At 46.9% G+C, this 26486-nt stretch carries 28 protein-coding genes; 16 read left to right on the forward strand and 12 right to left on the reverse strand.

What is annotated here, in order from left to right:
- Window position 1 precedes the first annotated feature (1 nt).
- Complete coding sequence (locus Q0835_RS06300; RefSeq protein WP_298959411.1) at window positions 2-994, reverse strand: OmpA family protein; 993 nt, start codon at window positions 992-994, stop codon at window positions 2-4.
- Between the two features lie 538 nt (window positions 995-1532).
- Between Q0835_RS06300 and Q0835_RS06305 the strand changes: the two genes are divergently transcribed.
- Entirely contained in the window at window positions 1533-1982 is a 450-nt protein-coding gene (locus Q0835_RS06305; RefSeq protein ID WP_298959414.1) for a hypothetical protein, read from the forward strand.
- 4 nt (window positions 1983-1986) lie between these two features.
- Window positions 1987-3276 carry a relaxase/mobilization nuclease domain-containing protein gene (locus Q0835_RS06310; protein WP_298959417.1) on the forward strand — a complete coding sequence of 430 codons (1290 nt, stop codon included), beginning with the start codon at window positions 1987-1989 and terminating at the stop codon, window positions 3274-3276.
- Between the two features lie 24 nt (window positions 3277-3300).
- Here Q0835_RS06310 and Q0835_RS06315 read toward each other — a convergent pair whose 3' ends face one another.
- The gene (locus tag Q0835_RS06315) at window positions 3301-3621 is read right to left on the reverse strand and encodes a hypothetical protein (protein WP_298959420.1); all 321 of its coding nucleotides are present in this window, start codon (window positions 3619-3621) and stop codon (window positions 3301-3303) included.
- Between the two features lie 795 nt (window positions 3622-4416).
- Here Q0835_RS06315 and Q0835_RS06320 point away from each other — a divergent pair.
- From Q0835_RS06320 to Q0835_RS06340, 5 genes are all read left to right on the forward strand, one after another.
- On the forward strand, window positions 4417-4656 hold the full coding sequence (locus Q0835_RS06320; protein WP_298959422.1) for a hypothetical protein: 240 nt from the start codon (window positions 4417-4419) through the stop codon (window positions 4654-4656).
- Window positions 4640-4924 (forward strand): type II toxin-antitoxin system RelE/ParE family toxin, encoded by a 285-nt coding sequence (locus tag Q0835_RS06325; protein ID WP_298959425.1) that lies wholly within the window; start codon window positions 4640-4642, stop codon window positions 4922-4924. Before Q0835_RS06320 ends, Q0835_RS06325 begins: the two co-directional genes overlap by 17 nt.
- 140 nt (window positions 4925-5064) lie before the next feature.
- A complete protein-coding gene (locus tag Q0835_RS06330; RefSeq protein WP_298959430.1) occupies window positions 5065-6969 on the forward strand; it encodes a type IV secretory system conjugative DNA transfer family protein in 1905 nt (634 codons plus the stop codon).
- 65 nt (window positions 6970-7034) lie between these two features.
- On the forward strand, window positions 7035-7583 hold the full coding sequence (locus tag Q0835_RS06335) for a hypothetical protein (protein ID WP_298959434.1): 549 nt from the start codon (window positions 7035-7037) through the stop codon (window positions 7581-7583).
- Window positions 7584-7632: 49 nt separating this feature from the next.
- Window positions 7633-7941, forward strand: a complete 309-nt coding sequence (locus Q0835_RS06340; RefSeq protein ID WP_298959437.1) for a hypothetical protein — start codon at window positions 7633-7635, stop codon at window positions 7939-7941.
- A gap of 9 nt (window positions 7942-7950) precedes the next feature.
- On the opposite strand, the gene Q0835_RS06345 is transcribed toward Q0835_RS06340, so the two are convergent.
- The 5 genes from Q0835_RS06345 to Q0835_RS06365 all read right to left on the reverse strand — a co-directional run bounded on the left by Q0835_RS06345 (window position 7951) and on the right by Q0835_RS06365 (window position 11169).
- Window positions 7951-8601: a hypothetical protein gene (locus tag Q0835_RS06345; protein WP_298959439.1), complete on the reverse strand. Its 651-nt coding sequence runs from the start codon at window positions 8599-8601 to the stop codon at window positions 7951-7953.
- Window positions 8598-9329, reverse strand: coding sequence for a hypothetical protein (locus Q0835_RS06350; protein WP_298959441.1), 732 nt, complete (start codon window positions 9327-9329; stop codon window positions 8598-8600). Before Q0835_RS06350 ends, Q0835_RS06345 begins: the two co-directional genes overlap by 4 nt.
- Before the next feature lie 127 nt (window positions 9330-9456).
- The gene (locus Q0835_RS06355; protein WP_298959442.1) at window positions 9457-9966 is read right to left on the reverse strand and encodes an antirestriction protein ArdA; all 510 of its coding nucleotides are present in this window, start codon (window positions 9964-9966) and stop codon (window positions 9457-9459) included.
- Between the two features lie 196 nt (window positions 9967-10162).
- Window positions 10163-10768: a hypothetical protein gene (locus tag Q0835_RS06360; RefSeq protein WP_298959445.1), complete on the reverse strand. Its 606-nt coding sequence runs from the start codon at window positions 10766-10768 to the stop codon at window positions 10163-10165.
- 47 nt (window positions 10769-10815) lie between these two features.
- Entirely contained in the window at window positions 10816-11169 is a 354-nt protein-coding gene (locus Q0835_RS06365) for a hypothetical protein (protein ID WP_298959447.1), read from the reverse strand.
- A 199-nt stretch (window positions 11170-11368) separates the two neighbouring features.
- On the opposite strand from Q0835_RS06365, the gene Q0835_RS06370 reads away from it, so the two are divergent.
- A complete protein-coding gene (locus tag Q0835_RS06370) occupies window positions 11369-11953 on the forward strand; it encodes a recombinase family protein (RefSeq protein WP_298959449.1) in 585 nt (194 codons plus the stop codon).
- A 23-nt stretch (window positions 11954-11976) separates the two neighbouring features.
- On the opposite strand, the gene Q0835_RS06375 is transcribed toward Q0835_RS06370, so the two are convergent.
- On the reverse strand, window positions 11977-12816 hold the full coding sequence (locus Q0835_RS06375) for a hypothetical protein (RefSeq protein ID WP_298959452.1): 840 nt from the start codon (window positions 12814-12816) through the stop codon (window positions 11977-11979).
- A 96-nt stretch (window positions 12817-12912) separates the two neighbouring features.
- Window positions 12913-14586 carry an AIPR family protein gene (locus Q0835_RS06380; RefSeq protein ID WP_298959454.1) on the reverse strand — a complete coding sequence of 558 codons (1674 nt, stop codon included), beginning with the start codon at window positions 14584-14586 and terminating at the stop codon, window positions 12913-12915.
- A gap of 1281 nt (window positions 14587-15867) precedes the next feature.
- Between Q0835_RS06380 and Q0835_RS06385 the strand changes: the two genes are divergently transcribed.
- From Q0835_RS06385 to Q0835_RS06405, 5 genes are all read left to right on the forward strand, one after another.
- Window positions 15868-17004, forward strand: coding sequence for a radical SAM protein (locus Q0835_RS06385; RefSeq protein ID WP_298959457.1), 1137 nt, complete (start codon window positions 15868-15870; stop codon window positions 17002-17004).
- The gene (locus Q0835_RS06390; RefSeq protein WP_298959458.1) at window positions 16997-18778 is read left to right on the forward strand and encodes an MFS transporter; all 1782 of its coding nucleotides are present in this window, start codon (window positions 16997-16999) and stop codon (window positions 18776-18778) included. The genes Q0835_RS06385 and Q0835_RS06390 overlap by 8 nt, the downstream gene beginning before the upstream one ends.
- Window positions 18771-19367: a hypothetical protein gene (locus Q0835_RS06395; protein ID WP_298959461.1), complete on the forward strand. Its 597-nt coding sequence runs from the start codon at window positions 18771-18773 to the stop codon at window positions 19365-19367. Before Q0835_RS06390 ends, Q0835_RS06395 begins: the two co-directional genes overlap by 8 nt.
- A complete protein-coding gene (locus Q0835_RS06400; RefSeq protein ID WP_298959463.1) occupies window positions 19345-20331 on the forward strand; it encodes a hypothetical protein in 987 nt (328 codons plus the stop codon). The genes Q0835_RS06395 and Q0835_RS06400 overlap by 23 nt, the downstream gene beginning before the upstream one ends.
- 159 nt (window positions 20332-20490) lie before the next feature.
- Window positions 20491-20916, forward strand: coding sequence for a MucR family transcriptional regulator (locus tag Q0835_RS06405; protein ID WP_298959465.1), 426 nt, complete (start codon window positions 20491-20493; stop codon window positions 20914-20916).
- 239 nt (window positions 20917-21155) lie between these two features.
- Here Q0835_RS06405 and Q0835_RS06410 read toward each other — a convergent pair whose 3' ends face one another.
- Window positions 21156-21476, reverse strand: a complete 321-nt coding sequence (locus Q0835_RS06410; RefSeq protein ID WP_298959468.1) for a hypothetical protein — start codon at window positions 21474-21476, stop codon at window positions 21156-21158.
- Window positions 21473-21718: a hypothetical protein gene (locus tag Q0835_RS06415; protein ID WP_298959469.1), complete on the reverse strand. Its 246-nt coding sequence runs from the start codon at window positions 21716-21718 to the stop codon at window positions 21473-21475. Before Q0835_RS06415 ends, Q0835_RS06410 begins: the two co-directional genes overlap by 4 nt.
- Window positions 21719-22225: 507 nt before the next feature.
- Between Q0835_RS06415 and Q0835_RS06420 the strand changes: the two genes are divergently transcribed.
- The 3 genes from Q0835_RS06420 to Q0835_RS06430 all read left to right on the forward strand — a co-directional run bounded on the left by Q0835_RS06420 (window position 22226) and on the right by Q0835_RS06430 (window position 25319).
- Entirely contained in the window at window positions 22226-23560 is a 1335-nt protein-coding gene (locus Q0835_RS06420; protein WP_298959471.1) for a hypothetical protein, read from the forward strand.
- A complete protein-coding gene (locus Q0835_RS06425) occupies window positions 23553-24692 on the forward strand; it encodes a hypothetical protein (protein WP_298959473.1) in 1140 nt (379 codons plus the stop codon). Before Q0835_RS06420 ends, Q0835_RS06425 begins: the two co-directional genes overlap by 8 nt.
- A gap of 129 nt (window positions 24693-24821) precedes the next feature.
- Entirely contained in the window at window positions 24822-25319 is a 498-nt protein-coding gene (locus Q0835_RS06430) for a tlde1 domain-containing protein (protein ID WP_298959475.1), read from the forward strand.
- Window positions 25320-25692: 373 nt separating this feature from the next.
- On the opposite strand, the gene Q0835_RS06435 is transcribed toward Q0835_RS06430, so the two are convergent.
- A complete protein-coding gene (locus Q0835_RS06435; RefSeq protein WP_298959478.1) occupies window positions 25693-26346 on the reverse strand; it encodes a hypothetical protein in 654 nt (217 codons plus the stop codon).
- Between the last annotated feature and the right edge of the window lie 140 nt (window positions 26347-26486).

A 26486-nucleotide genomic window follows, 5' to 3' on the forward strand; every position in this document is an offset into this window, starting at 1 on the left:
GTCAGTTGCGAACGAACTCGACCCTGCGATGGGCCTGGTTTCTCAGATCTTCTGAATAGAGTGATGGATCATCAAACCGAAAGGGCTGCGCTTCTCCTTTTCCGTCCACGTCGATCCGGCCGGAATAGCCCGTATTCAAAAGTGCTTCGCGAATGGCTTGTGCTCGCCGCAAGGACAGGTCGAGATTGTAGGGGCCCGAGCCCGCCGGGTCTGTGTGTCCGACCACACGAATGTCCGGGTTGCCTTGGGCCTCCAGCGTTTTTCTGACGTCTTGAAAACTGAGCCTGCCTGCTTCGGTCAAGATGGCTTGGTCATATTTGAACTGGATCGGGACAAGAGTCTTCTTTCTCTTGTAACCGCGTGTTGAAAAGCTGTATTGGGAGATCGTCTGGCCACTTCTGGTGGTCGGTATTTGAGCGTCTTCAGGTGAGTTTGAGACCTGAGCCCCCACGACGGAAAGTTCGTCCAGTCTGTCCCGCAGCCGAGCGATCATTCTGTGATCGGGCTCGTTGGGTGTCAGCTCTTCATCGTCGACCAGTCCGAGCGCTTCCTGGTAGGCTCTGAGAGCCGGCAGCACCTGCTGCTGCTGCCGGTAGATTTCACCTAGGAAATAAGACAGCCGCCAGTGTTCGCCAAACTCCTGCAGGTCGAGCAGTGTCTCCTTGAGTTCTTCGATGTTCCCTGAATGGGAGGCAAGGCTGTCAAAAGGAACGACGCTGTCGAGCCGCGAATGGATGATGTCTGCACCAAACGCCTCTACCGTCACGCCATCGCAGTCGCTGTCGTTGTAGGCTTGGTCATAGAGACTGGCTTTCTCGTCATAGGAGGCATCGCTCGAAATACTCGACCAGGCTTTCTTGAGAGCTTCGCAGGACAGAAGGTCCGCATGCGCTGGTGCCGCGGCAAACGATGATATGCCCAAGGCCAAAACAAGGACGTTTATTCGAGCGTATAAACTTGAGACCAATGAAAAAGTATCGAGCCGTACAGCCATATTTTTCCTATAGGAAAGGTTTTGGATTGCTTCATCTTGAATCGGAAATATGCCGATCCATCCTGAAATTTGCTTCTAAATACCCTTAACTTAACGGAGAATGACTCATCTCGCTCGCGGCGGCAACTTCTGAAATCTTTAACTGGGACAATCTGAGCAATAAGAGTGCGCATTTGACAGCGTGTCTTCTTACCATGGGCATAGTAGTCAAATCGTCTCAGGCCAATGCCGGAAACAGTTTAGACCGCGGGTAAGTTGCTGAGAACGAGAGAGCAAAACAAACAAAAATCGGTTTGGGTTTTGTGTGATGCATCCAGCAAACAGGAGATTGATAGCTGCATGTTGCTGCAAGAGTATGCGAGGCGCTGAACCAGTAGTGTCGCATTCGTGCAGACTGAATGTGAGATTTAATGGTGCCGCTAGAGCGAAAAACTCTAGACGACATTTTCGATACTTTAGAAGACTGGAATAGCGTGCTTGAAAGCGCGGGTTATTCGAAATCTGATCTGCAATTTCCGAAGCCCAAAGGACCGCGCCCATGAGCGGTTCTTCTTCTCCCAAATCCAAACCAAAGCGCCCGTCACCATTTCCATTGCGATTGTCTGACGCGGAAAAGAGCGAGCTTCTTGCTCGGGCGGGGAATATCGCTCTTGGTGCTTACATCAAGTCCCAGCTCTTCGCCGATGGTTCAAGACGTATCCGTCATGCCAATCGTTCACCTGTGCAGGATCGCACGAGCCTGAGCCAAGTCTTAGCCATGCTCGGACAAAGCAATGTCGGTGATCGACTGGGTCGATTGGTCAATGCTGCCGAGAGCGGAGCGCTGGTGTTGGATGATGACACAGTTACAGTCATTCAATCAGCCTGCACAGAAGTGCATGCCATGCGCATGATGCTGATGAAAGCCCTCGGTTTTCAAGTTGATGAGGCGGAGCTATCGCAATCCCTGCGCCAAACCTTCACCCAAGCCGCTGCGTTGGAGGATTGATCCTATGATCCTCAAAGGCTCTCAGCGCGGCGGAGCGTACAATCTCGCCGCGCATTTGATGAACGAGCACGACAACGACCACATCACGCTCTATGAAGTTCGCGGCTTTGTTGCTCGTGATCTGCATGGTGCGTTGTCTGAAGCCTATGCGATTTCCAAGGGGACGAAGTGCGAGCAATTCATGTTCTCGCTCAGCCTCAATCCTCCGAAGGACCACACGGCCACAGAGCAAGAACTGATCGATGCAGCCAATCGCGCAGAAGAAAAACTCGGGCTGAGCGGACAGCCCCGCGCCATGGTCTTTCATGAGAAGGAAGGCAGACGCCATGCTCATGTGGTGTGGAGCCGCATTGAAGCCAGTACCATGAAAGCAATCCCGCTGCCGCATTTTAAAAACAGGCTAATGAGTTTGGCGCGGGAACTCTATCTGGATCACGGCTGGGAACTGCCCGAGGGCTTGCGCCGTGACGGCGGCAAGTCTCCTCTGAACTTCTCCCTCGCCGAATGGCAGCAAGCCAAACGATTGAAGCTTGATCCACGCGAGATCAAACAGAGCTTTCAAGAGGCTTGGAAGCACTCGGACAATGCCAAGGCGTTCAAACATGCCCTGGAAGATAAGGGCTACTTCCTTGCCCGAGGGGACAGGCGCGGCTTTGTTGCTCTGGATATCAATGGGGAAGCCTTTTCGGTCCCACGCATGCTTGGGATCAAGACACGCGAGGTCAAAGCCAAGCTGGGTGATCCTGCGGCTCTCAGCTCTGTTGATGAGACCAAGCAAACCATCACGCGGAAAGTCACGGATCATATCCATGATTATATCGATCAGGTGGATGCGCAGCAGGTGAAGGACATGGAACCGCTTGGCGAGGAACGTCAAAGGCTCAAACAAGCGCACCGCACCGAACGGCAATCCTTAAAAACCAAACAGCAGGCACGATGGAATGCAGAAACCCGTGAGCGATCAGCGCGGCTCAACAAAGGGCTTAAGGGGTTGTGGCAACGCCTGTCAGGGAGCGCCAAGACCATCAAGAAGCAGAATGAACGTGAGGCGTGGCAAGCTCTTCAGCGCGATCAGCAGCAACGAGATGATTTAGTCAAAGCGCAGATGCAAGATCGCCGGAAGCTCCAACGTGAAATTGACAAGCTGCGACGGAAACACATCAAAGACCGCCAAATCCTTGCTCGCGATATCGCTCAGACCATGCGGATGAGCGATCAGATCGAGCGCATGCAAAGTCAGGAGAGAGAGCACCGCCAAGACAAGTCTCGAACCTATCGAGGGCCGTCACTTTAGGGTTTTCGTATACGCCCTGCAGAATTACTTATAAAGTAAATCTATGAGCTTTTGGCCCGTGATTTTCTCTTTTGTGTCTGATTTATTTTTTGAGAAAAAGGAAGCAACAATAAAAAAAGGAAGAAACAAAGGATTTTCTTCGCGATAAAAGTAGCGGTCAAAAGGGAAGGACTCCACTTTGTGATGATCAATGCCGAGTTTTTCGGAGAGTTCGAGAACTAGGTTTTCGGCTTCTTCACCTTGAATGCCGTTCTCGCCATTTAGGACGGTGTCCATACTCTCCGGAAGACCCAGATCTCTGAGGGTTTCAAAAATCAACTCCTGTGCGGTGCAACCATTGTCCATCTAGTGAGCCGACTTAATACAAAATGGGGTTAGTTCTTCGCAAACAGCGCGTAAGAATGACCTCTCTCCCGAACAGTCTGCTAGGCACTGATCCAAGACAACAAGATCCATCGCAAGAAGTCCCCATCCAATTCCTGGAATCCGGCGTCCCACAAAGCGCAACAAGGATTTCGTGCTCGACATCTTTACGATGCCAGGCCCTCCAAACACTGGAGCCTTATTTGGAATGGATTTCGGAACTGGCACATTACCAAGCGAAGGAACCTTGTGCGCAATGATCGAAGTTACGGATGTAAACCTACTTGCACTAGGTCCAGCGCCCCTTGGGAGTCCTACCCAGCTTTTTGGAATAGAACCACTGCCAATAGCGGCAATGCTTGTGAGCGCTATTTCAGGAACTGCACCACTTGTCAGACACTTCCACAGGCAATTCTTTTCCTCACTATCCTGAAGAGGCAGCGCAAGTGGTCTGTGAATATGGCTTTGTAGCGATTGCTCATGCTCACTGGTGCTAACGATACGATAATCATCTGGCATCGGAGGCGCTGCTTCATTTACATCGGCAACGGTTATGCTTTCTTTGTCATAGAATTCACCAAACATTACTGGGGAAGGTCTTGTTTCAATCAACGGCACGAGGAGAATCCAAATTAGAAATCATATCTGATTCAGTTTAAGGGAAGTGGAATGAAGTGCAACCTATCGTTTAGATTTGTGTGCATTGAAGTTGCAAGATGGTGCGATTTTGGTGTATAATTACATCAGATAGACGTAACCATATTGGAGGACTTGAAGATGTCGAGACAAAGCATTTCACTGACCCGCCCGAACGATGAATGGCTTAAGGCGCAGGTCGATAGTGAGGAATATACGAGCAAAAGCGAAGTGGTGAATGACCTCATACGTAAGGCACGGGAAGTCGAAGAAATTCGCAAGAAGCTGATTGCAGCCGAGGAGAGTGGATTTTCTGACCGGACGCCGGAACAGATACGCGCGCAGGCCAAGAAAAGACTGAAGAATGCCGCGAAAATATAGACTTAAACTCAGCGCATCGGCAGATCGTGATCTTACTGCCATTTATGACTACGGATTTATCCAATGGGGAGAAGAGCGCGCCGATCTGTACTATGACGCTTTGATCGACCATCTTGATCAGCTTTGCGATAACCCGTTCTTATACGCCGCCGTTGATGATATCCGACCAGGTTACCGCCGCAGCATTTTTCGAGCGCACACCGTTTACTACAAGGTGAACGACACCGCAGTCGAGATCATGGCGGTGATCGGACGGCAAGATTTTTAAGCGCTTTCCTATCGATCATAAAACGGTGTTTTCGTGAGGTATAGAACAGGTTTGTTTGCCTCACGGGTGGATGAATTTACCCACTTTACCCCATGCAATACCGGCCACTTACGCCTGATTGATTGATATTTGGACCGGGTTTGTCACTCAAACCCGAGAAGGTATCTCTCATGTCAAAACAAATACCCGAACCATCATTTTCGGATGATTTGGAAACCCTCAAAACGTTTTTCGAAAGCGGACCAGGATTGTTCTGGATCGGCACTCTGGCAGGCCTTGCCAGTTTAGCATTTCTCGCGGAAACGCCATTGTTGCAAGGATGGCTTGTTACTCAGGTGCCATATTATGGATTTGAGTTGACGGCGTATCGTCTGAGTATCGCGATCTTGCCTGGGATAGTTGGTTTTGTCTTGGGATGGTTTTTCTCTCCCGAAGGCTCCAATGCCCGCCAGATTGCGATGGGCGCGGTGTTTGGCGGGGCAATCTACATTGTTATTGTCGATCACGGTATGCTGGGCTGGGGCACGGCGTTTGTTGCAGCGTTCTTCGCCTTTTTTGCTGGGTTTGGTTACTGGGCACGTCATTTCATCCAACGGCTTGGACAAACCCCAACCACCTTTGGCTCTGCCGCATGGGCAAGCTTCAAAGAGATGTTCTTGAGGGGCGTCATCACGCTCGAGGGCTTTCTCTTGGGCTATGTGCCTGATGCCAGCGGCGCAATGCAGCCGCTGTCTTATATTGGTGTGCGCCATCTGCTGACCGTTGCGCCAAACAGATCGGGCAAAGGCATCAGTGCGATTATCCCAAACCTGTTGCGTTATCTGGGCTCGGTGCTGGTCATTGATCCCAAGGGCGAGAACGCCATGATCACCGCCAAGTGCCGTGCTGCTCTGGGACAAGCGGTCCATGTGGTTGATCCGTGGGGGATCACGGGCATGGCGGTGTCGTGCTTCAATCCTCTGGATTGGCTCATTCCCGGTGACATCGACATTGCCGATAATGCCATGCTGCTGGCGGATGCCATCATCATGTATTCGGGTGGTGATGAGCGGTTCTGGGATGAAGAAGCTAAAGCCCTGTTGCTCGGTGTGATCCTCTATGTCGCTTTGAGCAAATCAGAAGCCAAGAACCGCAACTTGGGCCGTGTTCGGGAACTTCTGCTGCTGGATGGGGACGAACTCAACACGCTGTTCAAGAACATGTTGAAGATCCCGCATCGTGCGGTTCGCTCAGCAGGTGCGCGATGCTTGCAAAAGGAAGAAAAGCTTCTTTCTAACGTTATGGCATCCGTGCAGGCCCAGACCCATTTTCTGGACAGTGAACGCCTGAGAGACAGTCTGGCAACATCAGACTTCAAGTTCGAGGACCTCAAAACTACTCCGATGAGTGTCTATCTGGTGCTGCCTGCCGATAAGCTGGAAAGTCATGGGCGGTGGTTACGCCTGTTGATCCAGCAAGCTTTGACGGTGAATGCCCGCAATATCGAACTAAAACCCAAAAAGCCCGTTCTGTTCCTGCTGGATGAGATGCCGGCGCTCGGCAAGCTCACCATGTTGGAACAAGCCTTTGGTCTGATGGCGGGCTTTGGAATCCAAATCTGGGGTATTTGTCAGGATTTGAGCCAATTAAAGCGCATTTACGGCGATGGCTGGGAAACCTTCATCTCTAATGCGGGCATGATCCAGTATTTTGGCTCGCGCGATAATCTGACGGCGGAGTATTTTTCCAAGCTGTGCGGTGTGACGACCGTCTGGGATTGGTCAACGGCATTGGCCCGTGCTGTGGGTGTTTCTCGCGGCAAAGACACCTCGCACTCGGAAACCACGACCAACACGGATACGGCATCGGCCAAGCAGCGCAAGCTTGCTTATCCCGATGAGCTGATGCGCATGGACGACGCCAAGCAGCTTGTGTTCATTGAGAATATGAACCCGATCCTGGGTACCAAGCGCCCATGGTTCAAAGATGATGAGCTCAAATCCCTCGGCGTCAATCTGCATGATCCGCAGATTGAGGAAGCTCCCGAGCAAATCGCGGCTGAATAACGCCGAGCGGAGGGGCATTGGCCCGCAGCAATTTCTCTTCTTCAAATCAAAAGCAGGAAAACGCTATGACCAAACGTCCTGTAAAGCCGTTCCATGATGCCGTTCACAATATCGACCCGGAAGAAAGCAAGGCGGAGCCCTATAGCAATCCCTATCCGGCGCGTGACAAGGACAACACGGCGCATACGATGAAACCGCCCACATGGGGAATTGCCGGAACAAACCGTCAGGGGCCAGCCGGAACAATTGGATATCGCGGACCGATGCCTGAAACACCCTCCCAAAAACCACATATCGAAATCACCATGGGTGATTTGAATAAAGACCTTTGGATTCATGGGAAGATCGCCACGATGGAGGGTTACAGCTTCCGTATGCGTCTTGAGAATTTGCCATCCGAACAGGGGCTGAATCATGGCCGCATCACAGGATTGGCAATCAACAAGGATTCAAATCTTGTGGCCTTTTACAGTCAGGGTTGGGCGATGAGACCGGAAACGGAAAAGCACATGCAAGCCTTGGATAAAATCCAGCAGCATTTTGATCCTCCGGAAAAAGAGTTCAAGCCGATTGCACCACCCTCACAGGACAAAGATCACGGACGTGATCTCTAGGAATATCTTCAAATAGCAGAGCGGATACCCGCTCTGCTATTCTGGTCTTATGGATCAATATGAATTTGAAAAGTATCTTGAAAACCAACCCAAACTGAGCGGCACGGAAGCGGTGGGACGATTTGTCAAGAACGCGTTTGGTGTCGATGAGAAGCTTGTCTTGCCACAGAGCTATTGGCGTTACGTAGATTGGCTGGTCGAAGCAGAGAACGTCGAGATAGACCGCTATATCGTCGATTGCGACAATGAGCGCGGTGACAGAACCCTCTCTGAAAATCTGATGGAGTGGCTTTACTTCGATATGACCGAACGCAAGAAAGCCATTGATCCGCTCCCCGATTGGATCAAGTTTATTTGAGATATCACTTTATTCAACTTGATCAGTAATGATCGGCATCGCACGAGTATTGATATGAGCCTCGAATAAATTCGCAGCGGGGTTCTGGGATGTAACCATTTCGTTTGAGATGTCGAAATCAAAAACCAAGGCAGAATTCGTTTGGCCAGCCGAAAACCGAAACGTCTGTTCATCTCTCCAGTCTTCAAAGTTATGCCATAGCGCAGTTGGAAGTGATTTGTTCTTGACCCTTATCGTGAGAGGTTTGCGCTCACTTTTCATATCCGTCATTGCTGTTTTCGACGAAAAAACAACAAACCCATCTCCCCGCCCCAAAGGTAGCAGTAAGTATTCACCGTCGGGTGACCAGACGTTGATGAAATAGCCACCGGTCTGCTCAAGAGTTTCCGGATCAAAGGGCTCGTATCGGATGACAGTAGAATCGGAGTGATCATGTAAGTTGACTGACTTGATGATCTGATGCTCCGGCACTGCGTTGTCATTCAAAACGCGTTCACCGAAAAATTCTACCGATAGGCCATACTTTTCATTGTGAGAAACATGTAGAACTTCATCAGAGGTCTGCTCTTCAAAGTAATAAGACATATAATACAATGCCATGAAAAGCATAATTGCTGCCGCGGCTAAAAAACCTATTTTGTGTCTGGTTATCCCTCTCAATCAAATATTCCCTTTAAAAACTTTGAAACGTCATCCCAAAAATCTCTCTGATCAAAATCGGCTGCGGTGTAGGCATCAGGCGGAACAATTATCGCCCCAGACAACCACTGAAAGTCTTCCAGCTTTGTTGCTTCATAAAGACCGCTTCCAATGCGTTCCCAATGAACCTCATAAACCTTTCCTTCAGAAAAAAGCCAAGTATGTTTACCTCCCCTTGACAAACCAAATGCGAACTTGACCTTTTTAATCTTCTCAAGATTCTTCAAATTTAACTTAGTTTGCTCTTTACTTCCACCAATACGTGGAAATGACGTGTAATTTGAGTTGTTTTTTGGTGTGGGCGCGTAGTTAATGACGTGGTTGCTTATTGAAATGCCGTAATACTTGTTTCCAGTGAGCACTCGTTTGTAGAATGAATATGTGTGTTCATAATCGCCGTCACTGGGGTGATTGACATCTTTATTGTAGTAATTACCGATCCACTTGTGTTCATCGACGAGATATTTGGCAAGCTCTGTTCCATATTCTCCAAGCGAACGACCTCTATCTGCCGCCGTTTTTTTTCCCGTTTGCTCGAACGCATATGTAAGAACATTGATTACATAAGTTATACAGTCAGTCGGTGTTTTTCCTGGTGGACGGGGGAAATATTGACTGCCAACTTCGTGGCTGTGGTTATGAAAGAGATCAATCATCTTCTTATGAGCGTGATAGGAAAAACCAGTCATTATCACCTCCGAAAAATACCAACATGCAATTTATAATTGAGAGCCTTAGTTATGCTCGAAACCATTAAATTGTAAACTGACAAAACCAAACCGTTGCCTTACAGTTTGCGCGCAATAAAGCAATCCCTCAACTCAACCGATACACATAGCTGTCACCATAAATACTCACTTCGTCGTAATCGTGCCTCAGATCGTCAGCGATGGCGTCATAGTCGATATAGTTGGCAAGATGGTCGGGGATGTCACCGAATAGCCCTTCATCGACAAACTGATAGGCAAGGTCTTTCAAATCCATATCTGGGTAGAGATCAATCTCGATGTCATCGGGATCATCTGCGGTGATATCGAAACGCGCTCCACCTTCATGAACGGCAATCACGACTTTGAGCTTTTGCTCTTCCGTCCATGTCGCCATGGCATCCATCATGGCGATGATGTTGCATTGGGTCGGTTCAATCGCCTGAGCAAGTTTACTATCCAGCACAAGGCCATTGATGAATTGAATCTCAAACTCTTCGACCTTGTCACCGTAATCATCGGTGATGCTGTTGATCTTCTCGCAATAACTGGCTTCGTCCGTAAAATAGAACCCCGTTGCACTGATATTGTAGGGCTGGGCGTAAAAAGTCACTGTCATGTTGTCCTCCTTTGGAAAGTGGGTTGCGCCATGCAACCTTGCCTTCCGGCTGAGGACGGAGATGGGAGGGGATAAGAGGAATCGTCATGACTGGCGCGGGCCAGTGGGTCACCACCACACGGGTCTGACTATTCCTCTTGTGGGGATGAGAGGAGGCAGAGCCTCCCGGCCTCCCCATTGCCCCGTGGGGCAAAGCCTAGAACGGATGAATTGCCAGCAGAAATCCTCCGGCAATTAATGCAAACACTGCTGCTGCGGGGATCCACGCACTTTGGCGCTTCTCAATATTCACGTGATCTCTCTCGCGGAACTGCTGTGCGGTCAGAACGGCGTGAACTTCTCTCGGGATATGGACAAATGATCCGTGCATCTCTCCCAGCTGAAACTGTGTGAGTGCTTGATGAGCTATGCTGCGTTCTTGAGTATCTGGGATATGCATGAACCAATCGGGTAAATCGATGGCTTTCATCTTGATGCGGATGCCTGCTTTGGCGTGTGCACGGGCACTATCCATTGAGTTTTTCAGAGCAATGCCAACTGCCGGACCGATACCAACATTTGTTAGGGGAACAATTTGGTCGGCATTGACCGCAGTTGCGGTTATGGATGCGACCTCCAAGCGCTTGAACAGCGCTGTATCCCATGTCTTCTCAAAGCGTTCAAACAAGACAAGCGTATCTGAATTTTGCGGAATTACGATCCCTTTGTTGTTTGAGAAGAATGCAAAGAATGACCCTTCGACCTGCTCAATTGGAAGTGTTAAGGGGTCTGTTTGTTTGTCCGCGAATACCTGAGTTTGCATGCCACTTCTCCTGATTGACGAAATTTTTTGCGAGGAATTTGCGTCATTTAGTGAATATCAACTCCAAAAAGCAGGATGAAAATTCCAGCGAGGATTGAGCCGTTATAGGCAACACCAACGATCAGACTAAGCAGCCCATGCCCCATAAAGTCGGCGAAGCCAGATACTCGGACCACACCAGCTTCGCTCGTGCGGCGGACATTCAAATAGTAATGTGTCGGATAAGCTGCCAAGATCGGCAGGATGATCATGGCAAGGCCGATAACAGTCTCGGGACGCCACGCCCAGAGTTCCGAAACGAACTCAAACAGCCCCGCCCAGAAGCCCCAACTCAGCCAGAGTAAAATCAAGACCGCAATAGATAAAAAAATCGAAGCTTTGTGCTTGAGAAGGGCAGACATATCAAAAGGCTTCCCTATTGATATCATTACCATATTTTCGCATTCGGCGCTTGATTTTCAGCTAAGTTGTTGATTCAATGAATGCCGTAATTCGCTCAAATCCCGTGTCACCAATGCGTTCAGAAAGGAACCCTTTTGATGGGTTTCGCGTGTATGCGCGATCCTTGCGCATGCCGCTGAAAACGTTAGGATTTCGGCGATGAAGAAAACAAAAGCCCCATCGAAAAAACGACCACAAAAAATCGGTTATGTCCGCGTTTCAGACAAGGAACAGACCGAGGATTTACAAATTGATGCCCTGAAACAGGCCGGATGTGACGTGATCTACGGAGATCATGGCGTGTCGGGTGCGATCACAAAGCGGCAGGGTTTGGACGAACTGCTCGCCTCGCTTCAACAAGGCGATACGCTGTGTGTCTGGAAGTTAGATCGGCTGGGGCGATCAACGATTCATCTCTTGCAGATGCTGGATGACCTTCGCAAACGCGGTGTGGATTTCCAGGCCATCACGCAAGGCATCGACACGACCACCGCTGTTGGACGGATGCTCTATGGGCAACTCGCTGTCTTTGCGGAGTTTGAACGGGAACAAATCTCGGAGCGTACCAAGGCAGGCATGCGTGCCGCCAAAGCCCGTGGCAAACATATCGGCAGGCCACGAAAACTCACGGATATCCAGATTGCCTACGCCCGCAGTCAGATCATCGCTAAGCAAAGTACCATCACCCACATCGCCCGATCATACGGCGTTGCTCCGCTCACGCTGTCTAGGGCAGTGCGATGAAAACTGTTTTATGCGCCCCCAATCTATGTATTTGCGCGGCTGCAATCCGATAAGATAATTCTTTTCACTTGCCCTGAGGCAGAAAGAACTTTTTCCGCAGAAAGCCTCAGTTTCTTGGGTAACTCCTGCGTTCCACCCACACCAGAGTTACTCCCGTGCAAGGACCAAGTTAGAGCCCCAATAACACCTAGTGGAAAATTTTCCCCTAGCCTGAACGGAACGATACGGCTCAGTTGATCAACATAAACCCTGCCATTTCTCGTAACTGAGTTATACCGAGTTACATTACCCGACAAATTGTTCGTCACAGGAGTAATATCTCTCGTATTTACCCAATCCTTAGAGTGTTCGTTCAGAACAATCAGGTTTGATCTTGGTCGACCAATACGAATCTGATCAATACCATCTCCAATTGGACGATGTGTACGTTGTAAGCTACCCTCCATGACTTCAGCAACGTCATCAAAAAAGGGCTCTTGCCTTTCCAAGGCTCGGCGCACCGCTGGAGTGTCTGGTTCTTCGTCTTGCATTCCATTTGCTTTTCGAAAAATCATCTTGACGAAGTCATAGAATGGCGCGGCTGTATATGCAGCAAAAATACCTCCCAGTGCTAGTGCGCGCTGAGGATCCTCAGTTATTAATACTCCTAGCTCTACTAAGAAACTTCCAGGTTTTGATGGTTTCAGGTAAAGTCTAGCCCCTTTTATCGCAGGAGCTTTCGTAATCAGTTTACCGTTTACGAAAGCATGTGTGGCGATTTGCATGGCCTGAGCGACACCTTGAATAGATGTACTCCCATCGTACAAATCCAGCCGATTTTCATCAGCGATTCCACCCTCATAGCTAACCTTTATAGAAAACATGGTTTTGCAACTTTAAATTTCAACAAGCTTCGATTTACACCGCACTACAACAACATCAATTTTGGCGATGGTTGTGCACTATGAAGCACGCAAGAATTAACCTGCTGCTCTTAGTAGGTCGAAAAAGTCAGGCTGTTTTCCGCTTAACTCTGCCAAAATTTTATCTTTTGTCTTTGAGGAGCGGAATATTTGATAGTGAGAAACCAGCTTGTTTTTGCCGCACGCTAGCGAGACAAGCCTAATTGCTTCCTCGACAACTTCTTCGAAACTAAATTCTGAAGTCAATCGATAATCCGACCTAGTAATAAGAAGTCCGCAAGTATAAAGTATAAACCACTGACCATAAACTAGGAATTTGTGCAGATCTTCGCGTTCGGCTGAGGTGCCATGCTTGCCTATGTAGCCTTCACGGAGTGTTTCAATGAAGCGATAAAGTTCCCAGACACGACACAGTTCTTCAATTTCATAACCTTCATGAAATATTTTTTGAAACTGAGCGTCAAAAATGTCATCTGAACCAGCACGGGCACGGTCGGGCTCGCGAAGGTAGTATGTCTGGATGACCTGACCAAGTTTTAAGGCGTCAATTCTTTTCGTTGCCAATTGGGTTGCATGCATATTTTTCTTTCGTTCGAAAAAGTATCCTCTTTGCTCAAAAGCCAACTCCATCTTCTTAAGGACCTCGCTATTCGCGCGAAGGTCTCTGTTTTGGATTTTAGCTTGACTGTTGGTGGCTACCGCGACTCTTTCGGCGATGTCGCTTCTATCCGTTGCGTAGATCCTTATCATCACTACAACATCTTCTAAGGCGTCTTTACTCAATCGATATGCTTCCAACAAAGAATGAGAGGTTTGTGCCCCGTTCACGATCTGAAAATCGTCGATTTTGATCGTCGGGTTAGTATGCCCTTTGTTGTACGAGAAATTTTTGCAAGTAATAGTTATCCCGTTATTTAGGTACCAAAACAAATAGCTACTTTGAGAAGTCGCTGTACTAATAATGGAAGAATTATAACCACCTTTCGCACCCAAAAAGACTCTTAAATTATCATCAAATACGTGTCTCTTTATTGTTTTTCCATCTTCACCACAAACCAAGTCAATATAGGATCTAGCATCTACGGAAGCGATTACGCCCCTAACGTCGCCATCGGTTCTTTCAAAAATCTCTTTGCCAACGACTTGCAAGTGACCGTTTGCAACGGTTCTGCCTTTCAGAGCTAAATCGCGAATGAACTCGGACGGTCCATAGAATTCATAAGTGACTTGAGGATGGTTTTGGCAATAATTTGAAACAATATCTTCGGCCGTTTTTGACAGGCCAGAGTCGTTTGAGCAAAAAATGATATGATAACGACAAATCTTACCAAGTTTATGTATCTCCCAAATTCTTTTTACATTCTCTGAAAGCTGAATATTGGAAGTCAATAAATCTTCATTTTGATTGAAAATATCTTCAAGGAAGAGTGAAATCTTCAAAACTTCGCTATCATTTATTGTTTTGTTTGTCGTTTTTACACTCTCTCGGTACTTAGCCTGAAAGATAAAAACCTCAGCAGTATCATCATTCTCGATAATGTGGATCGCATCAACACCGCGATCATCAGGACCATCAGTTATGGTTTCCAGAGCTTCATTCTGAAAGGAAGGAAATATCTGTTCGAGGGCTAACCAAAGTAAGCCCTTTGATTTGGTCGCGAGCTGTTCTTGTTTAGAAACAGCTTCCACGCGAGCATCAATAATATCCCAATCGACTTTTGATATTGTCAAATTATACAACCGTAGTTTGTTCGCATGGGTGCAATTATACAGATCGTTCAGAAAAAATTAAGAAATACGCCCATTCTAATCACAACTTTTTGGTGACGACTATTTCACATAGCTTCCTATTTTGGACCGAATTTGGTCCAGGGCGGGTATACCCTTCTGTGATTATTCTACGAGGTAGACCTGCATTCGAGTGTATATTAGAAGCGATCGCAGGAGGTGACCCACCCACTCGGTGGTTAGGCAACTCCACCAAGAATGCAACCGACGCGCATAGGTTCGACTAAATGCGTCCTTTGGATAAGCTCACTAATTTTCTGTACTGGGGTGCTCCAACAGCCCTCTGTTGGCCGGGATGAAACGCCGGATCGTTTCGATGGCACTGATGGGCTCAATGCCGATCAGTGCCAAGAGCTTGAGGGGATGCAACGGGGACGCGCAGCGAGTCCCCTTGCCAAGTGGCGCGGTATTACCGCGCACATCTTGCAGTATCACTTTATGCCGTTACATGCTCGTAGGGTCGCAGCGGAAACGAAAGTTTTAGGTGAACAGCCTCGCCTCTGCCTTGGGCGAAAAATCGCTCAATTCAGTTTCATCTTTCACACTGAAATTTTGGCTGTATCGCGAGTGCACCGCTACCGGGAAGCGGATCCAATCTGTATGTGGCCTGAGCTTGCCAAAACCTGGATTGCCTAGAGATTTGGTAATCAGCAGTCTGGTCTCACGCTTCAGCTTGACCATGTCATTCACGAATTTGATCGAGACATCGAGCTGTGCCGTTGCCGAAGTATTTGAGTTTTTCGATGTAAGTTGCGGAACAATTCGTTGCCGCTGTTTCAGCGCTTATTGCATCCAAATGCGATGTTTAAAGGCGAAATTTGCCACCAAAAGATGCATTGCAAAATTTAGCTACCTTTAGTTGACTCTCGATTTTTTTTGTGGAACAAAAATGGCGCGTCGCCCGTAAGAATTACGCGCTACGTAGTTCAAGCTACCCATTAAAAAGGAGAGAATTATGTCCTATAGCAAGCCCGCCATTAGAGACGGCATTGGTGTCGGAGCCGGTGGTCTCGGCAGCACGTGTTACAAAGCACCTGCAAAAAAGTCGAAAAAATAAAGTAACAATTTAATATATACTGCTGCGCCTAAACTGGCGCAGCATACAAATTCTGTAGTTTCGCAATGTATCATATTGATAGTCGCCAAAATACAATTCGAAAACTCCCATCAATGGAAGTTCTAGAGTTGAATGACACGGCAATTACTATTCTCCGGGATATGTACGTGCATAACGAGGATGCTAACAAAATTGCCGCCAAATTTGATATAGATGCGGAGGTTTTGCAGAAGGATATTTATGATTTAAAGGTTGACTTGGGAAAGAAAGGTTTCAACCTGAACAGTGATTTGGTTCTGGATGTAACCGAAAGTATTGATGATCTTTCAAAAGTTTGGACTCCGACCACTCCAATTATTCACATCATTCAAAACTGCAACAGTCCTTGCATCATGTGCGATTGTTGGAAAACGCGTCACAAGGTCTCGCATAGCCTGAACGCCCTAAAGCCTCTATTTACAGATTTGGCAGATCGCGGTGTACATTCGCTCATGATTTCCGGTGGTGAACCTTTGATGCACCCCGAGTGCCGGCAAATCGTTCAATTCGTCAAGTCTCTAGGTGTGCGTGTTGAGCTAAACACGAATGGTATACTGCTTCACAAGAATATGTGGGTGATCGAAGAAGACATTGATGAAATTGTTGTGTCGATGGATGCAACAAATAGAGAGAACTACAAGCTAATTCGAGGCGCTGATAAGTTCGATTTGGTCTGGAAAAATATTCAACGCATAAAAGAGACCAAACCAAGTCAAAGTATCGGCGCAAGAGTTACGCTGACCAAAGATTTTTTAAGAGATCTGCAAGGCTCTATTTCGCATCTTTTGGAAAAAGGTGTCAACTTCGTTGGCTTTAGTCCTCTAGACCAATTCTCTACCAGTTTTTCGAGGTCCGACAATAGTGTGACGAACGGCACCAAGCTCGGCGAAAAACTGTTGCCAGTTGAAGCCGAACTAAAAGCGATCAGAGGCGAGTTGAATGAGCCCACGAGCAAAATTAGCTGTGCTGTCAAAACCTTCTATGACCGGCAGGAAATCTCTTGGAATGTCAGAAATTTCGTTGACTGCATAGATTTGTATTTAGGCGAAAATAATCCGAAATTAAGATCCGCAGACCTCTGCAAGTTCCCATTTATTTCTTTGGTTCTGGATTATGATGGAGAGCTAAAGTGCTGTTTCTATTCCAAATCCTTTGGAAACATTTACAATTACGATCAAATCGATTGGACCGCTAAAAACACCGTTGCTGACTTGCATAATAGTGGCAAATGCAGGAGCTGTCGCGGAAAGGTGTTTTGTGGATAATATAGGCCTGTTCAGATGGTACGCTGTCTGTAAGTCTACAGCAATCGTCGTTCCTGTTTTGCCTTTGCTTCTATCGGAGGAAAAGGGATTAGATGCTGGTAACATCGTTTTTATATCTGGCATATTTTCTGTTGTTGTGATCCTCCTTGAAACTCCTCTCGGTTTATGGGCTGACAAGGAAGGGAGCAAAAAAGTCATCAAGCTGGCGATGGCTTCGATGATTGTAGGGTTTTTTTGCCTGATTTTTCTGCCTGGTGAAATCTCCTATTACGGTTACATGGCCGCAATTGCTTTTGCTGGGGCATCGCTTTCCGGCGCAGAAGACAGTTTGCTGTTGCGAGTATGTTCCTCGAAACATGAGTTGTTTGAGGTGAAATCACGCATAAGCACCCATGTGTACATGTGGACTATTGTATTACTTCTGGCCGCTGGATTTCTTTACCAAATAAACGCGCTATTGCCGTTCATTGCACAGATACTTTTTTTGGTGATGGCTATCTATCTATGCCATCTGATCAACGTCGATAGTGAAGTGCACAGCCCCAAAAGCACCAGCGTTGCGCAACTCCTACGATCAAGTCATCAAGAAATACAAAGACCCTATATTTTGATATTGATTGCCATTAGCTCAGTGAGTGCCTTCGCAGTCAGTCTTGCGAACCGAACCGGCCCTTTAGTTTTTGCTGATGTCTTTGGTGACGACCCGGCGCTGGTGTCATCGGTGATCTTTGTCATCGGGAATCTCAGTTCTGCACAATCGGCTGTGCTGTTCCGGCGGACCTTTAAAGCGTTTGAGTCTCCTGTCGTGCCCATTCTCTGCTTGGGCTTCATGGCTGTTCTTTCTTGTTTGATGCTAGCAGGCCAGAACATTGTAGTGGTTGCGGCTGGTTTCATTCTTCTATCAGCTTTCAAAACCGGATATCGAAACTACATTTCCTCATTGCTCATTTTGAGCTTGAGAGATCGGGAAAGCATTGCAACCACTTTATCGATTTCTTCAATCATTAGCGCCGTTGTTGCCTTTGTCTTGAGCATGATCATTGCCGTGCTGTTCTCTAAGGCATCCGAAGCCAACCTGTTCATCGCCGTAACACTTTTGATAGTCTACGGTGTAGGGCTAATAGGCTTGGTCAATTTTCGGACAGAAACCATATACGTAACACCGACAAACGCTGTTGCCGGCAAAGAACATTATCTCCTGCGCGAACATTGCAAGTGGACTTACAAGCAGATCTATCCGGCACCTGATTTGATCAACGAATATGTTCTATCGGGAAAGTTTCGGGAAACGCGATATCCAGCGCCAACACTGGTCGCCTCTGGGGAAAGCTCATTAGAGTGGGAGTATCTACAAGCCGCCCCACTTTCCAATTTGGATGCAGATCAACAATTAAAAGCGCTGCAGAAGTTCTCCGAAATCTTCAAGGGAAGATTCCAAGATGACGTCCAAATAAGTCACGGAGATCTACACCCAGATAACATTCTCGTTGCAGACGATGGTACGTTGACGGTCGTGGATTGGGATCTTTGTGGCCCACATCATTTAGCTTTCGATCCGCTTACACTGTTCACGAGCCCCAAGTTAAAAATCTCGATTCATGATCGCTTGCAGCTATTAACCGCTTCAACAAGCATGTCACCCAATGAAGCGCTTAACGAGGCAATTGGTTTTTCTCAACGGAAAGAAAAAGAGTTATCCCAATTCTCCGGTGAATTTATACGAGGGATTTCAAAGGGCTATGGGGCGATAGCTGAAGAGTTCAAAAGTGTCTGAGAACCTTGTCCTCGTAAACGGTTCTTGCAATGCGCGCTGTTGCCATTGTCCATATGCAAGTAACAGCGCTACCGCGTGTTTATCAGGCGAACCTTTATCATACATAGAAAATGTACGGTCTGATCTCGTAATTCTTTCTGGTGGTGAACCATTCGAGTCCAGGATTGATACCCTCTTCAATTATATGAAAGCTTGTGTCTCAGCAGGAAAATACTTCCGCGTTGCCACTGGTGGCCATGTGCGCCTGCACCCGTATTTACCTTACATGAAATCAATGCCTAGGTTTGCCGGAATTCAATTGGGTACGGATGTTTTGTTGCCGGAACGCAATGCAAATAGCCTTCGGCATCGAGCAATATGGAGAGAAAATCTCTCGCAGTTAAATGACTTAAACATAGGATTTGGAATCACGATGACCGTCGATAACGATGTCGAGTTTGAGCCTGTTTTCGATTTATTGGGTGACGTGCGCCCTGATTTTTTCCTCACAAATACGATGAATGATGGCGCGGAAGATTTAGAAAAATTGCGTTCCTCCTTAAAACTTCGATATCCAGAGGTCAAAATTGAAACAGGATATACAGCTTGAGGCCTACGCATCGGAATTCGTTCTTAAGCAGCCATTTCAATCAGCTTCTTCTGAGGTAAAGCGGAAGACAGAGTTGGTGATAGCGGGTAGGGACCCTGCGACGGGCGATCTTATCTATGCGATGGAAATGCCCCTGTCGCCCAGCTCGGGCGAAAGTGTGCAGAATGTGCTCAATGCCCTTAAAAATGTCAGCGCGCCACCGTCACCAAGCGTGCTGAGGTTTATTTCATACCTAAATGGGCTCTGTCACAAAGGAAGCTGGGCTAGCTTATCGAACCTGAAATCCAGGAGCGAAAGAAACGCGATTGACCTAGCGACCTTTGACACAAAATCGATTTTGCATGTTCCTCCGGATTTCAACGGCATTGCAAAACTTAAGGGAAGTCCAAACAATATACCAACTCTTATTCGAGCTATAAATAAGTATTCTTGCAGCTTTATTGTAGATTTTAATGGGTCGCTTACTTGTAACCAATATGAAAACTTTGCCCAGTCTGTTGATATCGACAACATCATCGGCGTTGAACAGCCGACACAGCAATTTGCGGAAGGTGTAAATTTTGATCTGCCTTTGATTGCGGACAGTTTTCTGACAACTCACGGGTACTCAAAAATTGTGGCAGCCGGATACAAGGGATTTGTATTCAAGCCCTTTCTCAATGGGTTTGATGCTTTGAAAATCTGTATTGAAAATCCAGATGGGCTTTGGGGGATCGTGGGAACCAATATATCCGGTCCCATAGATATTTCATTGGTTCGTTGGATCAACGATTTCATGCCGATCAAACTCACCAAATCGAACGCAAGTTTTTATAAAGATCATCCACTGAATGACGTGAATGAGCCGCTTCATATTATGACGGATGAAGGATTAATAATGTCACCGCTCGTGGACGCCTATCTAAAAGAGTATGCCGCTTTGCGCGCCACACGAGTTTTTGAGGGATGTGTTAATGACACATGATGTCCGAGGGCACGCAGAAAATGTGTGATTTTAGCGAATACGCAAACCGAGACTTTGGTAAGGGCCAGCAGTTTCTATTTTGACAGAGCCAAAAACGCCGCCATACAAGACAGCAACGGATCAAGGCAGCCTTGAGCATAGCGGCGAAGGACTTCGACTATGGACGATCAAAAGCAAGACTTGGAATTTATCGAGCTGACAGCGGACATTGTTGCCGCTTATGCCGGTAACAACACAATCTCATCGGCGGACATGGTTGAGCTGATCGGTTCCGTCCATACAGCGCTGAGAGGTGTGGTCACCGCGTCATACGTGCCTGAACCAGAGCCTTTAACGCCTGCCGTGCCGATCAAGAAGTCCGTGACGCCGGATTACATCATCTGTCTGGAAGACGGAAAGAAGTACAAATCTCTGAGACGTCACTTGCGCACGCACTATGATCTGACACCTGATGAATACCGAGCAAAATGGGGATTGAGCGCAGATTATCCAATGGTTGCCCCGAACTATGCCGAAGCGCGGGCAAAGCTTGCGAAAGATATGGGGCTCGGAAAAGCCCGCAGAGGAAAGAAAAAGAAGAAGTAACCGCAAGCGATAAGATCAGCCCACACACTCAAGTCGAAAAAATGAAACGCTCAGTGCGGGCACAATGAGCGTCTTGCAGTGATCTGTTCCGTCACCAGGTTTGAGTGTGGGCCTCGTCCCGGTTTTCTTATTGGGGAACACATTCAAAGAATTTGCGCCCCTCCTGGCCGGGAGGTTTAGGCGGAATGCCAATCACCGTCAATCTTCGCAATTCTCTCAAATCGAGAAGCAATTGCCCCTCAAAAGAGGGACAATTGCCGAGATTGGGCAAGGTAGGTTTGCCATTGTTTTGATAGCGCTTCGGTATTGAGCCATTCAATGACCATGGTCTGAACCTCATCCATTGTCAGGATTGGGTCATACGGTCCGAAGTAGTGCGACTTGAATCCTGTCTCTGTTATCGGGAGTGGATCGCCGTCTTCAGACTTGATCGTGACGTGATCAATGGCTGACCAGCGACGGGGTTCGTAGATGAGCCGAACGGATCGATCTTGCCATGTGAAAACGCGTTCTTGCGGTTCTGGTTTCGCGGCTTTGTCTTGAGAAGGAAGGTGGCTCATTGCGAGCCACCATTGTTTGCGGTTTCAGTGGGAACCAAGAACATCACGCCGTTATGGTTCATAAGATCCGTTGGGATGATATCGAACTGCACAATCGCGCCTTGTTTGTCGCCTTTGCGTTCCCAGGCTGCGCCGATTTCTTTGGGACGTCCGAGGATATCATTGCCCTGATTGTCTTTCCCGGTGATGCGGGAGAAGCTGACGCGATAGAGCGGCTTTGGATTTGAGTTTGAAGTTGTCATTGTTTTGTCCTTTCAGTTTTTCCTCAGCCGGACCATCCAGCCGATGCGCCTGAAAAACCGAACGGTTCTGACATGCGGTCAACGCCACACGTTTATGCGGGCCGCGAATTGACCGTGTGTCAGGTTCTTCGGTAAGCGCTTCGGATACTGGATGGATGGTGCGGGGCTGAGGAAAGTGAAAAGGTTAAAGTTGAGCGAGAAAAATAGTATTACTTTGGAGCGGCGACGATGCCTCGCGGAACTACGATATTGTTTACTGCAGACAGATTTTCACTGGGTAAATCGAAGGAGTCTTTTGCGTTGGCTTCAAGTTGATTGAAAATTTCTGTCGGGTTCGCATTCAGTGGAATTGGTCTATTATTCTCAGGAGAGCTTGGGGTGTAACTTATACAAGCGTAGAGTACCAAACCGGTGACTGATGCTGGGTGAATAGAGCATAGAAGGAACAAACAGTCTTCGAGGCTCCAATTAGAAGAACGGGTTTTAGTTTTCTTTGTGAGATTATTCATGCAAAATCCTAGTAAAAATAACTTAAAATATTATTTATACATAACATCAACAGCAATTGCAACAATATTATCATATACTATGGGCATAATATCTTTTATACAGCCTAATATAATATTGGAAATATTCCCCATAGCCAATAATCCTTTAGTTTTTGGCATGGTTTGTTGGGTTTTTGGTTCTGTGTTTCTTCAGTTTTTGCTTTTGACAGAGATCAACTATCGGCGAAAAAAGGAAGTTCAAGAACTAAAACAGTCTTTCAAGGATTCTGCGAAAGGTCGAGGATTTATTCAGTGTTTAGGAGTAGCGAGTGAATGTACACAACTGATTGCGAATAGAATATCTCAAGCAAAATCAGTCAGAAATACTTTTGTTGGTCTATATGATTCCGACAATCCCAATATAGTAAAATCCTATGAAAACTGGCTTGCAAATCCAGGTAAAGAGACTTGGGAAGATATAGTAGGAGTTAGAGAATTTTTCTCAGGAAGGTATGCATCGATTGTCGCGGGACACGCAATTAATTCTCACGAGGTGTATGTTTTAAGGCACTATATGCCCATTCTGAATTTTGTAATACTTAAATACAGCCAAGACGTGGAGGAGGTCTATTGGGGTTGGGAACCTGGACAGCGAGATCCTGAAATATTCCGATCCTATGAAACCACCCTAATAAATAGTTTCAAAAGCTATTTTCAGGAATTGAAAAACAGGACTTGGAATCAAAAAGTCAACAAAAACAAACCATTTTTTCTTGATTTCAGTAAGGTTGGGGCTGAGCGACTTCCGGGAGCTGAGCTGGGATTGGTCAACAAAGAGGGAATATGGATTACACTTAGTTATCCAAAAAGAAGACGGCGAGGTTCATCTGATGTTAGGGCGATTAATCGTTTTGGACTAATAAAATTTGAAATCGATACTTCTGAAGTTAAAGTAAGAGCTAAAATATACGAAAGTGACGGTACTTTTAATGGGACAGCAGGGGTAAATCATGAAGACGATATTCCTCGACCTGTAATCGCTCACTACACAAATAACGTTTTTGTTGGGTATCAACTTGAGGGAACAAACAGTACCGCTGTCTGTCACTATCAATTTCGAAGAAAAGACAACATAGATATTATTCAGGGCTTATATATTGACAGAAAAAACGGCACTAAAAATACTATACTAGGTGTCAGACTCTCCGCAGAACAGGCTCCTGAACTCTATAATGATTTCAAAATCAATCCGGACAAAGATCGTCTTTTTAAATTTCTGAACAGTTCAGTGGCAAAGATTTCTCAATTAAATAATTTTGAAAATCTCAATCAAGGCGCAACATTCGATGAATAGAAATTTGAATGTTGAGAGATTTTCTTACCGCTCTGTAAAAAAACATTTAACCAATCTTTCAAGTATACAAAAACTGCCAGCTTTTGCTCCTGAAGATAGCAATCAAAATGATCAGCTCTTTGTCACATCGCTCGCGAGCATTCGCGCGCAGCTGCAAGCAGAGCCAGTGCGGAAATCCAGGTTCGCGGGTTCTGATTTCTCAATCGATATTGGCTTTCTGGAGTCCGTGCACCCCAACGCTCTCGCGAACAAACAAGACCATAACCATATCGCGGCGATGCATACGGGGCTCGCGATGGTCATCCTTGAATTCGCTTGGTTTGTGATGGCGCAAGGAGAAGTGTTTCCAGAGCTCGGGAGCATTGAGCAGGAAACGTCCCCGACTGCACTTGATGGTATTCCACCGGGGCTATCCGTTCTCTTGCAAACCTTGGAGATCGGCGGTGTTGCGGAAACCGCAAATCTCACGGCACCGATCATGCCGAATGATCCGCATCGTTCAGCCGCTGCTTACTATCTTGCACTTTTGATGATGCGGTTTGTTTGGCTTCATGAGCTGGCGCATTGCCAGCTTGGACATATTGATTTTCTGCGTGACGCCGGAGGACACGCCGAAAGCTCGTCTCTTGGGTTTGATGAGCTGAACCTCAATGAATTGGGGCAGATGGCACCATCGCTCGATAGTCGCATCCTTCAATGCTTGGAGTTTGAAGCCGACGGTTATGCGCTGGGTCAATCCATCGCTATTCAAGTTGAGAATAAAGAGAACATCGATGGAATTGCGGCGTTGCCGCGTGACCTGCGCCTGCGGATGGCGTTGTTTGGGATATGCGCCATGAGCTGGCTTATGGAGGCCATGGCCTCAACATTCACCCGTGGGCGATTGGCGATTACGCACCCCGCACCGATCCGTCGCCTTCAGATGGCGCAAAATATGGCGGTGTGGGAACTAACAGACCTTGGTTTGGACGCTTCCGAAGTCACACGTTCGACATTGCGCGAATTCGAATTCGTGCTTGGACAAATCGGAAGGCAATGGCTTCAAACTGACAAGTTTGATCCGATCAGCTATCGCACCGTGTTTGAGGAGACCCGCGTTAAGCTGGAACGCTTTCGGTATATTGAAACTTAGCAACAATAGATTTTGGCTATTTAAAATTGAATGTGAAGATCTATTCTCTTTTAGATTGCGAATAAGTTCATAAGTCATTAAGAAGTACAGGGTCGATTTACTTCTTTTGAAGACATGATGGATTTCGTGATGGCTGAAATATTTTTTTATATTCGTGAGGGATGGTTGGTAGTAAAGCACAACAAAAAAACTAGAAAAATTAGAGCGACAAGCGGTCGACCACCGTCAATGAATGACCCACGCAAAACAAGTTTGAAGAATGAAGGTCCAATACCGGTTGGGACGTACCTTATCAAACCCTCAGAACTTAGCGACCCAAGTTCATTTTATGATGTCTTACGTAGACTTCATGGAGACTGGGGAGACTGGCGCGTATCACTACGTCCATTGCCTTCTACTGACACACTTGGGCGTTCGGGCTTCTTTATTCATGGCGGGGGAACGCTCGGTAGCGCTGGTTGTATTGATATTGGAGGTGGGGTGAGTGGGAACGCAGATACGAATTACCTCAAAAAAATCATCAAAAATTCAAAATCCAATATTCAGTTAAACGTTATTGAGTCAATGAATATACTTTGGGATGCTTTGCCAGATCATCTTCAAAATAAGCAAAATCGGTATGCCTAAAATAAGATTCCTAAGAACATTTATTCTTGTGACATTTTCCCTGGCATTATTTGCTGTTTTGAGATTGCAGCACATGCCAATGGTTTTCGATCCAGTTTTTGCAGTAATGATGATAATAATTTTTTCAACCTTAAGGACTAAATTATTAGAGTTGATATTTTCTATAGTTCTCGTATTCGCTTATATATTTATTGATTACTATTTTCAGATATCATTTATTCTATCAAAAAAGATTATTTTTGAGGGCGATATTGTAGTTGCGATACTGAATGGGTGCTATCTTTCTCTTATATTATCGGTCGCATATCTATTTTCTCTTATTTTGCTGAGATTTAAGAAGAGTGGCTCTGCAGGTGGATAGCTCTTAAGAAAATTACTCGAAGATGACGTTTTCGAGCAAGACCGCGACTTTGGATTGTTCGAGTTCCATCAGCCTTTTTGCCATTTCATCGAGGTTGGCTAGAGACACTTCGGTTCCTGCAATAAAGCGGTCTGCGTAGTAGCTCATCAAACCGTGCGGGCCGATTAAGAAACAGTGCCCATGTTCCCCAGGGTATTCGCTTTGTCGCATCGGTACGATTTGCGAGAGATCGCCTTCACGGATCGGGAAACCATATGGCTCTGGCGTTATGGGTATCGGGTCGAATGTGCCTTCAGCCCGCAACACCATTGGGTAACATTTTGCCCGATAACGATCCAAAGCAATAACTGATCCGGCAATCGAGCTATCCACCTCTATCGTAAAATCCTGATCCAGCTTGATCCTTGTATGGATAGGTCGTTGTGCGCTGATCTCGTGAAGCTGCCCCGTGTGAAACGGTTGTGAGTGAACACGATCATATTGCCCACGTTCCTCAAGCAAGCCCTGCCATTTGGTTTTGAGGGAGCGGGGAAAGTGCTCAGGATACATCCCATAAGCCAAGTCAGGCTCATGGGTGAGTATCCAGTTTTTGATTGCAGCGGTTCTTTCCGGTCCTGCATTGCGACCCAAGTTCTTTTCGTACTCATCTGAAACACCGAGATTCATTCGGTCATTGAAGAGATCAAGCCAGCTGATCTTGTGCTTCTTGCAAATCGCTTGGCAGACAGCCTTTAGTATCCACGCCTTGGAGGAAACCCCTCGTCTTCAGACGAGCCCGCTTTAGCGTGAAGTGAATAAGAATGACC

The organism is uncultured Roseibium sp. (genome assembly GCF_947499295.1).
In the GTDB taxonomy this organism is placed as follows: Bacteria; Pseudomonadota; Alphaproteobacteria; order Rhizobiales; family Stappiaceae; genus Roseibium.

Coding starts and splice junctions, on each gene's coding strand:
- Q0835_RS06300 (WP_298959411.1), bottom strand. CDS start 994: ATGGCTGTACGGCTCGATACTTTTTCATTGGTCTCAAGTTTATACGCT.
- Q0835_RS06305 (WP_298959414.1), top strand. CDS start 1,533: ATGAGCGGTTCTTCTTCTCCCAAATCCAAACCAAAGCGCCCGTCACCA.
- Q0835_RS06310 (WP_298959417.1), top strand. CDS start 1,987: ATGATCCTCAAAGGCTCTCAGCGCGGCGGAGCGTACAATCTCGCCGCG.
- Q0835_RS06315 (WP_298959420.1), bottom strand. CDS start 3,621: ATGGACAATGGTTGCACCGCACAGGAGTTGATTTTTGAAACCCTCAGA.
- Q0835_RS06320 (WP_298959422.1), top strand. CDS start 4,417: ATGTCGAGACAAAGCATTTCACTGACCCGCCCGAACGATGAATGGCTT.
- Q0835_RS06325 (WP_298959425.1), top strand. CDS start 4,640: ATGCCGCGAAAATATAGACTTAAACTCAGCGCATCGGCAGATCGTGAT.
- Q0835_RS06335 (WP_298959434.1), top strand. CDS start 7,035: ATGACCAAACGTCCTGTAAAGCCGTTCCATGATGCCGTTCACAATATC.
- Q0835_RS06340 (WP_298959437.1), top strand. CDS start 7,633: ATGGATCAATATGAATTTGAAAAGTATCTTGAAAACCAACCCAAACTG.
- Q0835_RS06350 (WP_298959441.1), bottom strand. CDS start 9,329: ATGACTGGTTTTTCCTATCACGCTCATAAGAAGATGATTGATCTCTTT.
- Q0835_RS06355 (WP_298959442.1), bottom strand. CDS start 9,966: ATGACAGTGACTTTTTACGCCCAGCCCTACAATATCAGTGCAACGGGG.
- Q0835_RS06360 (WP_298959445.1), bottom strand. CDS start 10,768: ATGCAAACTCAGGTATTCGCGGACAAACAAACAGACCCCTTAACACTT.
- Q0835_RS06365 (WP_298959447.1), bottom strand. CDS start 11,169: ATGTCTGCCCTTCTCAAGCACAAAGCTTCGATTTTTTTATCTATTGCG.
- Q0835_RS06370 (WP_298959449.1), top strand. CDS start 11,369: ATGAAGAAAACAAAAGCCCCATCGAAAAAACGACCACAAAAAATCGGT.
- Q0835_RS06375 (WP_298959452.1), bottom strand. CDS start 12,816: ATGTTTTCTATAAAGGTTAGCTATGAGGGTGGAATCGCTGATGAAAAT.
- Q0835_RS06405 (WP_298959465.1), top strand. CDS start 20,491: ATGGACGATCAAAAGCAAGACTTGGAATTTATCGAGCTGACAGCGGAC.
- Q0835_RS06410 (WP_298959468.1), bottom strand. CDS start 21,476: ATGAGCCACCTTCCTTCTCAAGACAAAGCCGCGAAACCAGAACCGCAA.
- Q0835_RS06415 (WP_298959469.1), bottom strand. CDS start 21,718: ATGACAACTTCAAACTCAAATCCAAAGCCGCTCTATCGCGTCAGCTTC.
- Q0835_RS06420 (WP_298959471.1), top strand. CDS start 22,226: ATGCAAAATCCTAGTAAAAATAACTTAAAATATTATTTATACATAACA.
- Q0835_RS06425 (WP_298959473.1), top strand. CDS start 23,553: ATGAATAGAAATTTGAATGTTGAGAGATTTTCTTACCGCTCTGTAAAA.
- Q0835_RS06430 (WP_298959475.1), top strand. CDS start 24,822: ATGGCTGAAATATTTTTTTATATTCGTGAGGGATGGTTGGTAGTAAAG.
- Q0835_RS06435 (WP_298959478.1), bottom strand. CDS start 26,346: ATGAATCTCGGTGTTTCAGATGAGTACGAAAAGAACTTGGGTCGCAAT.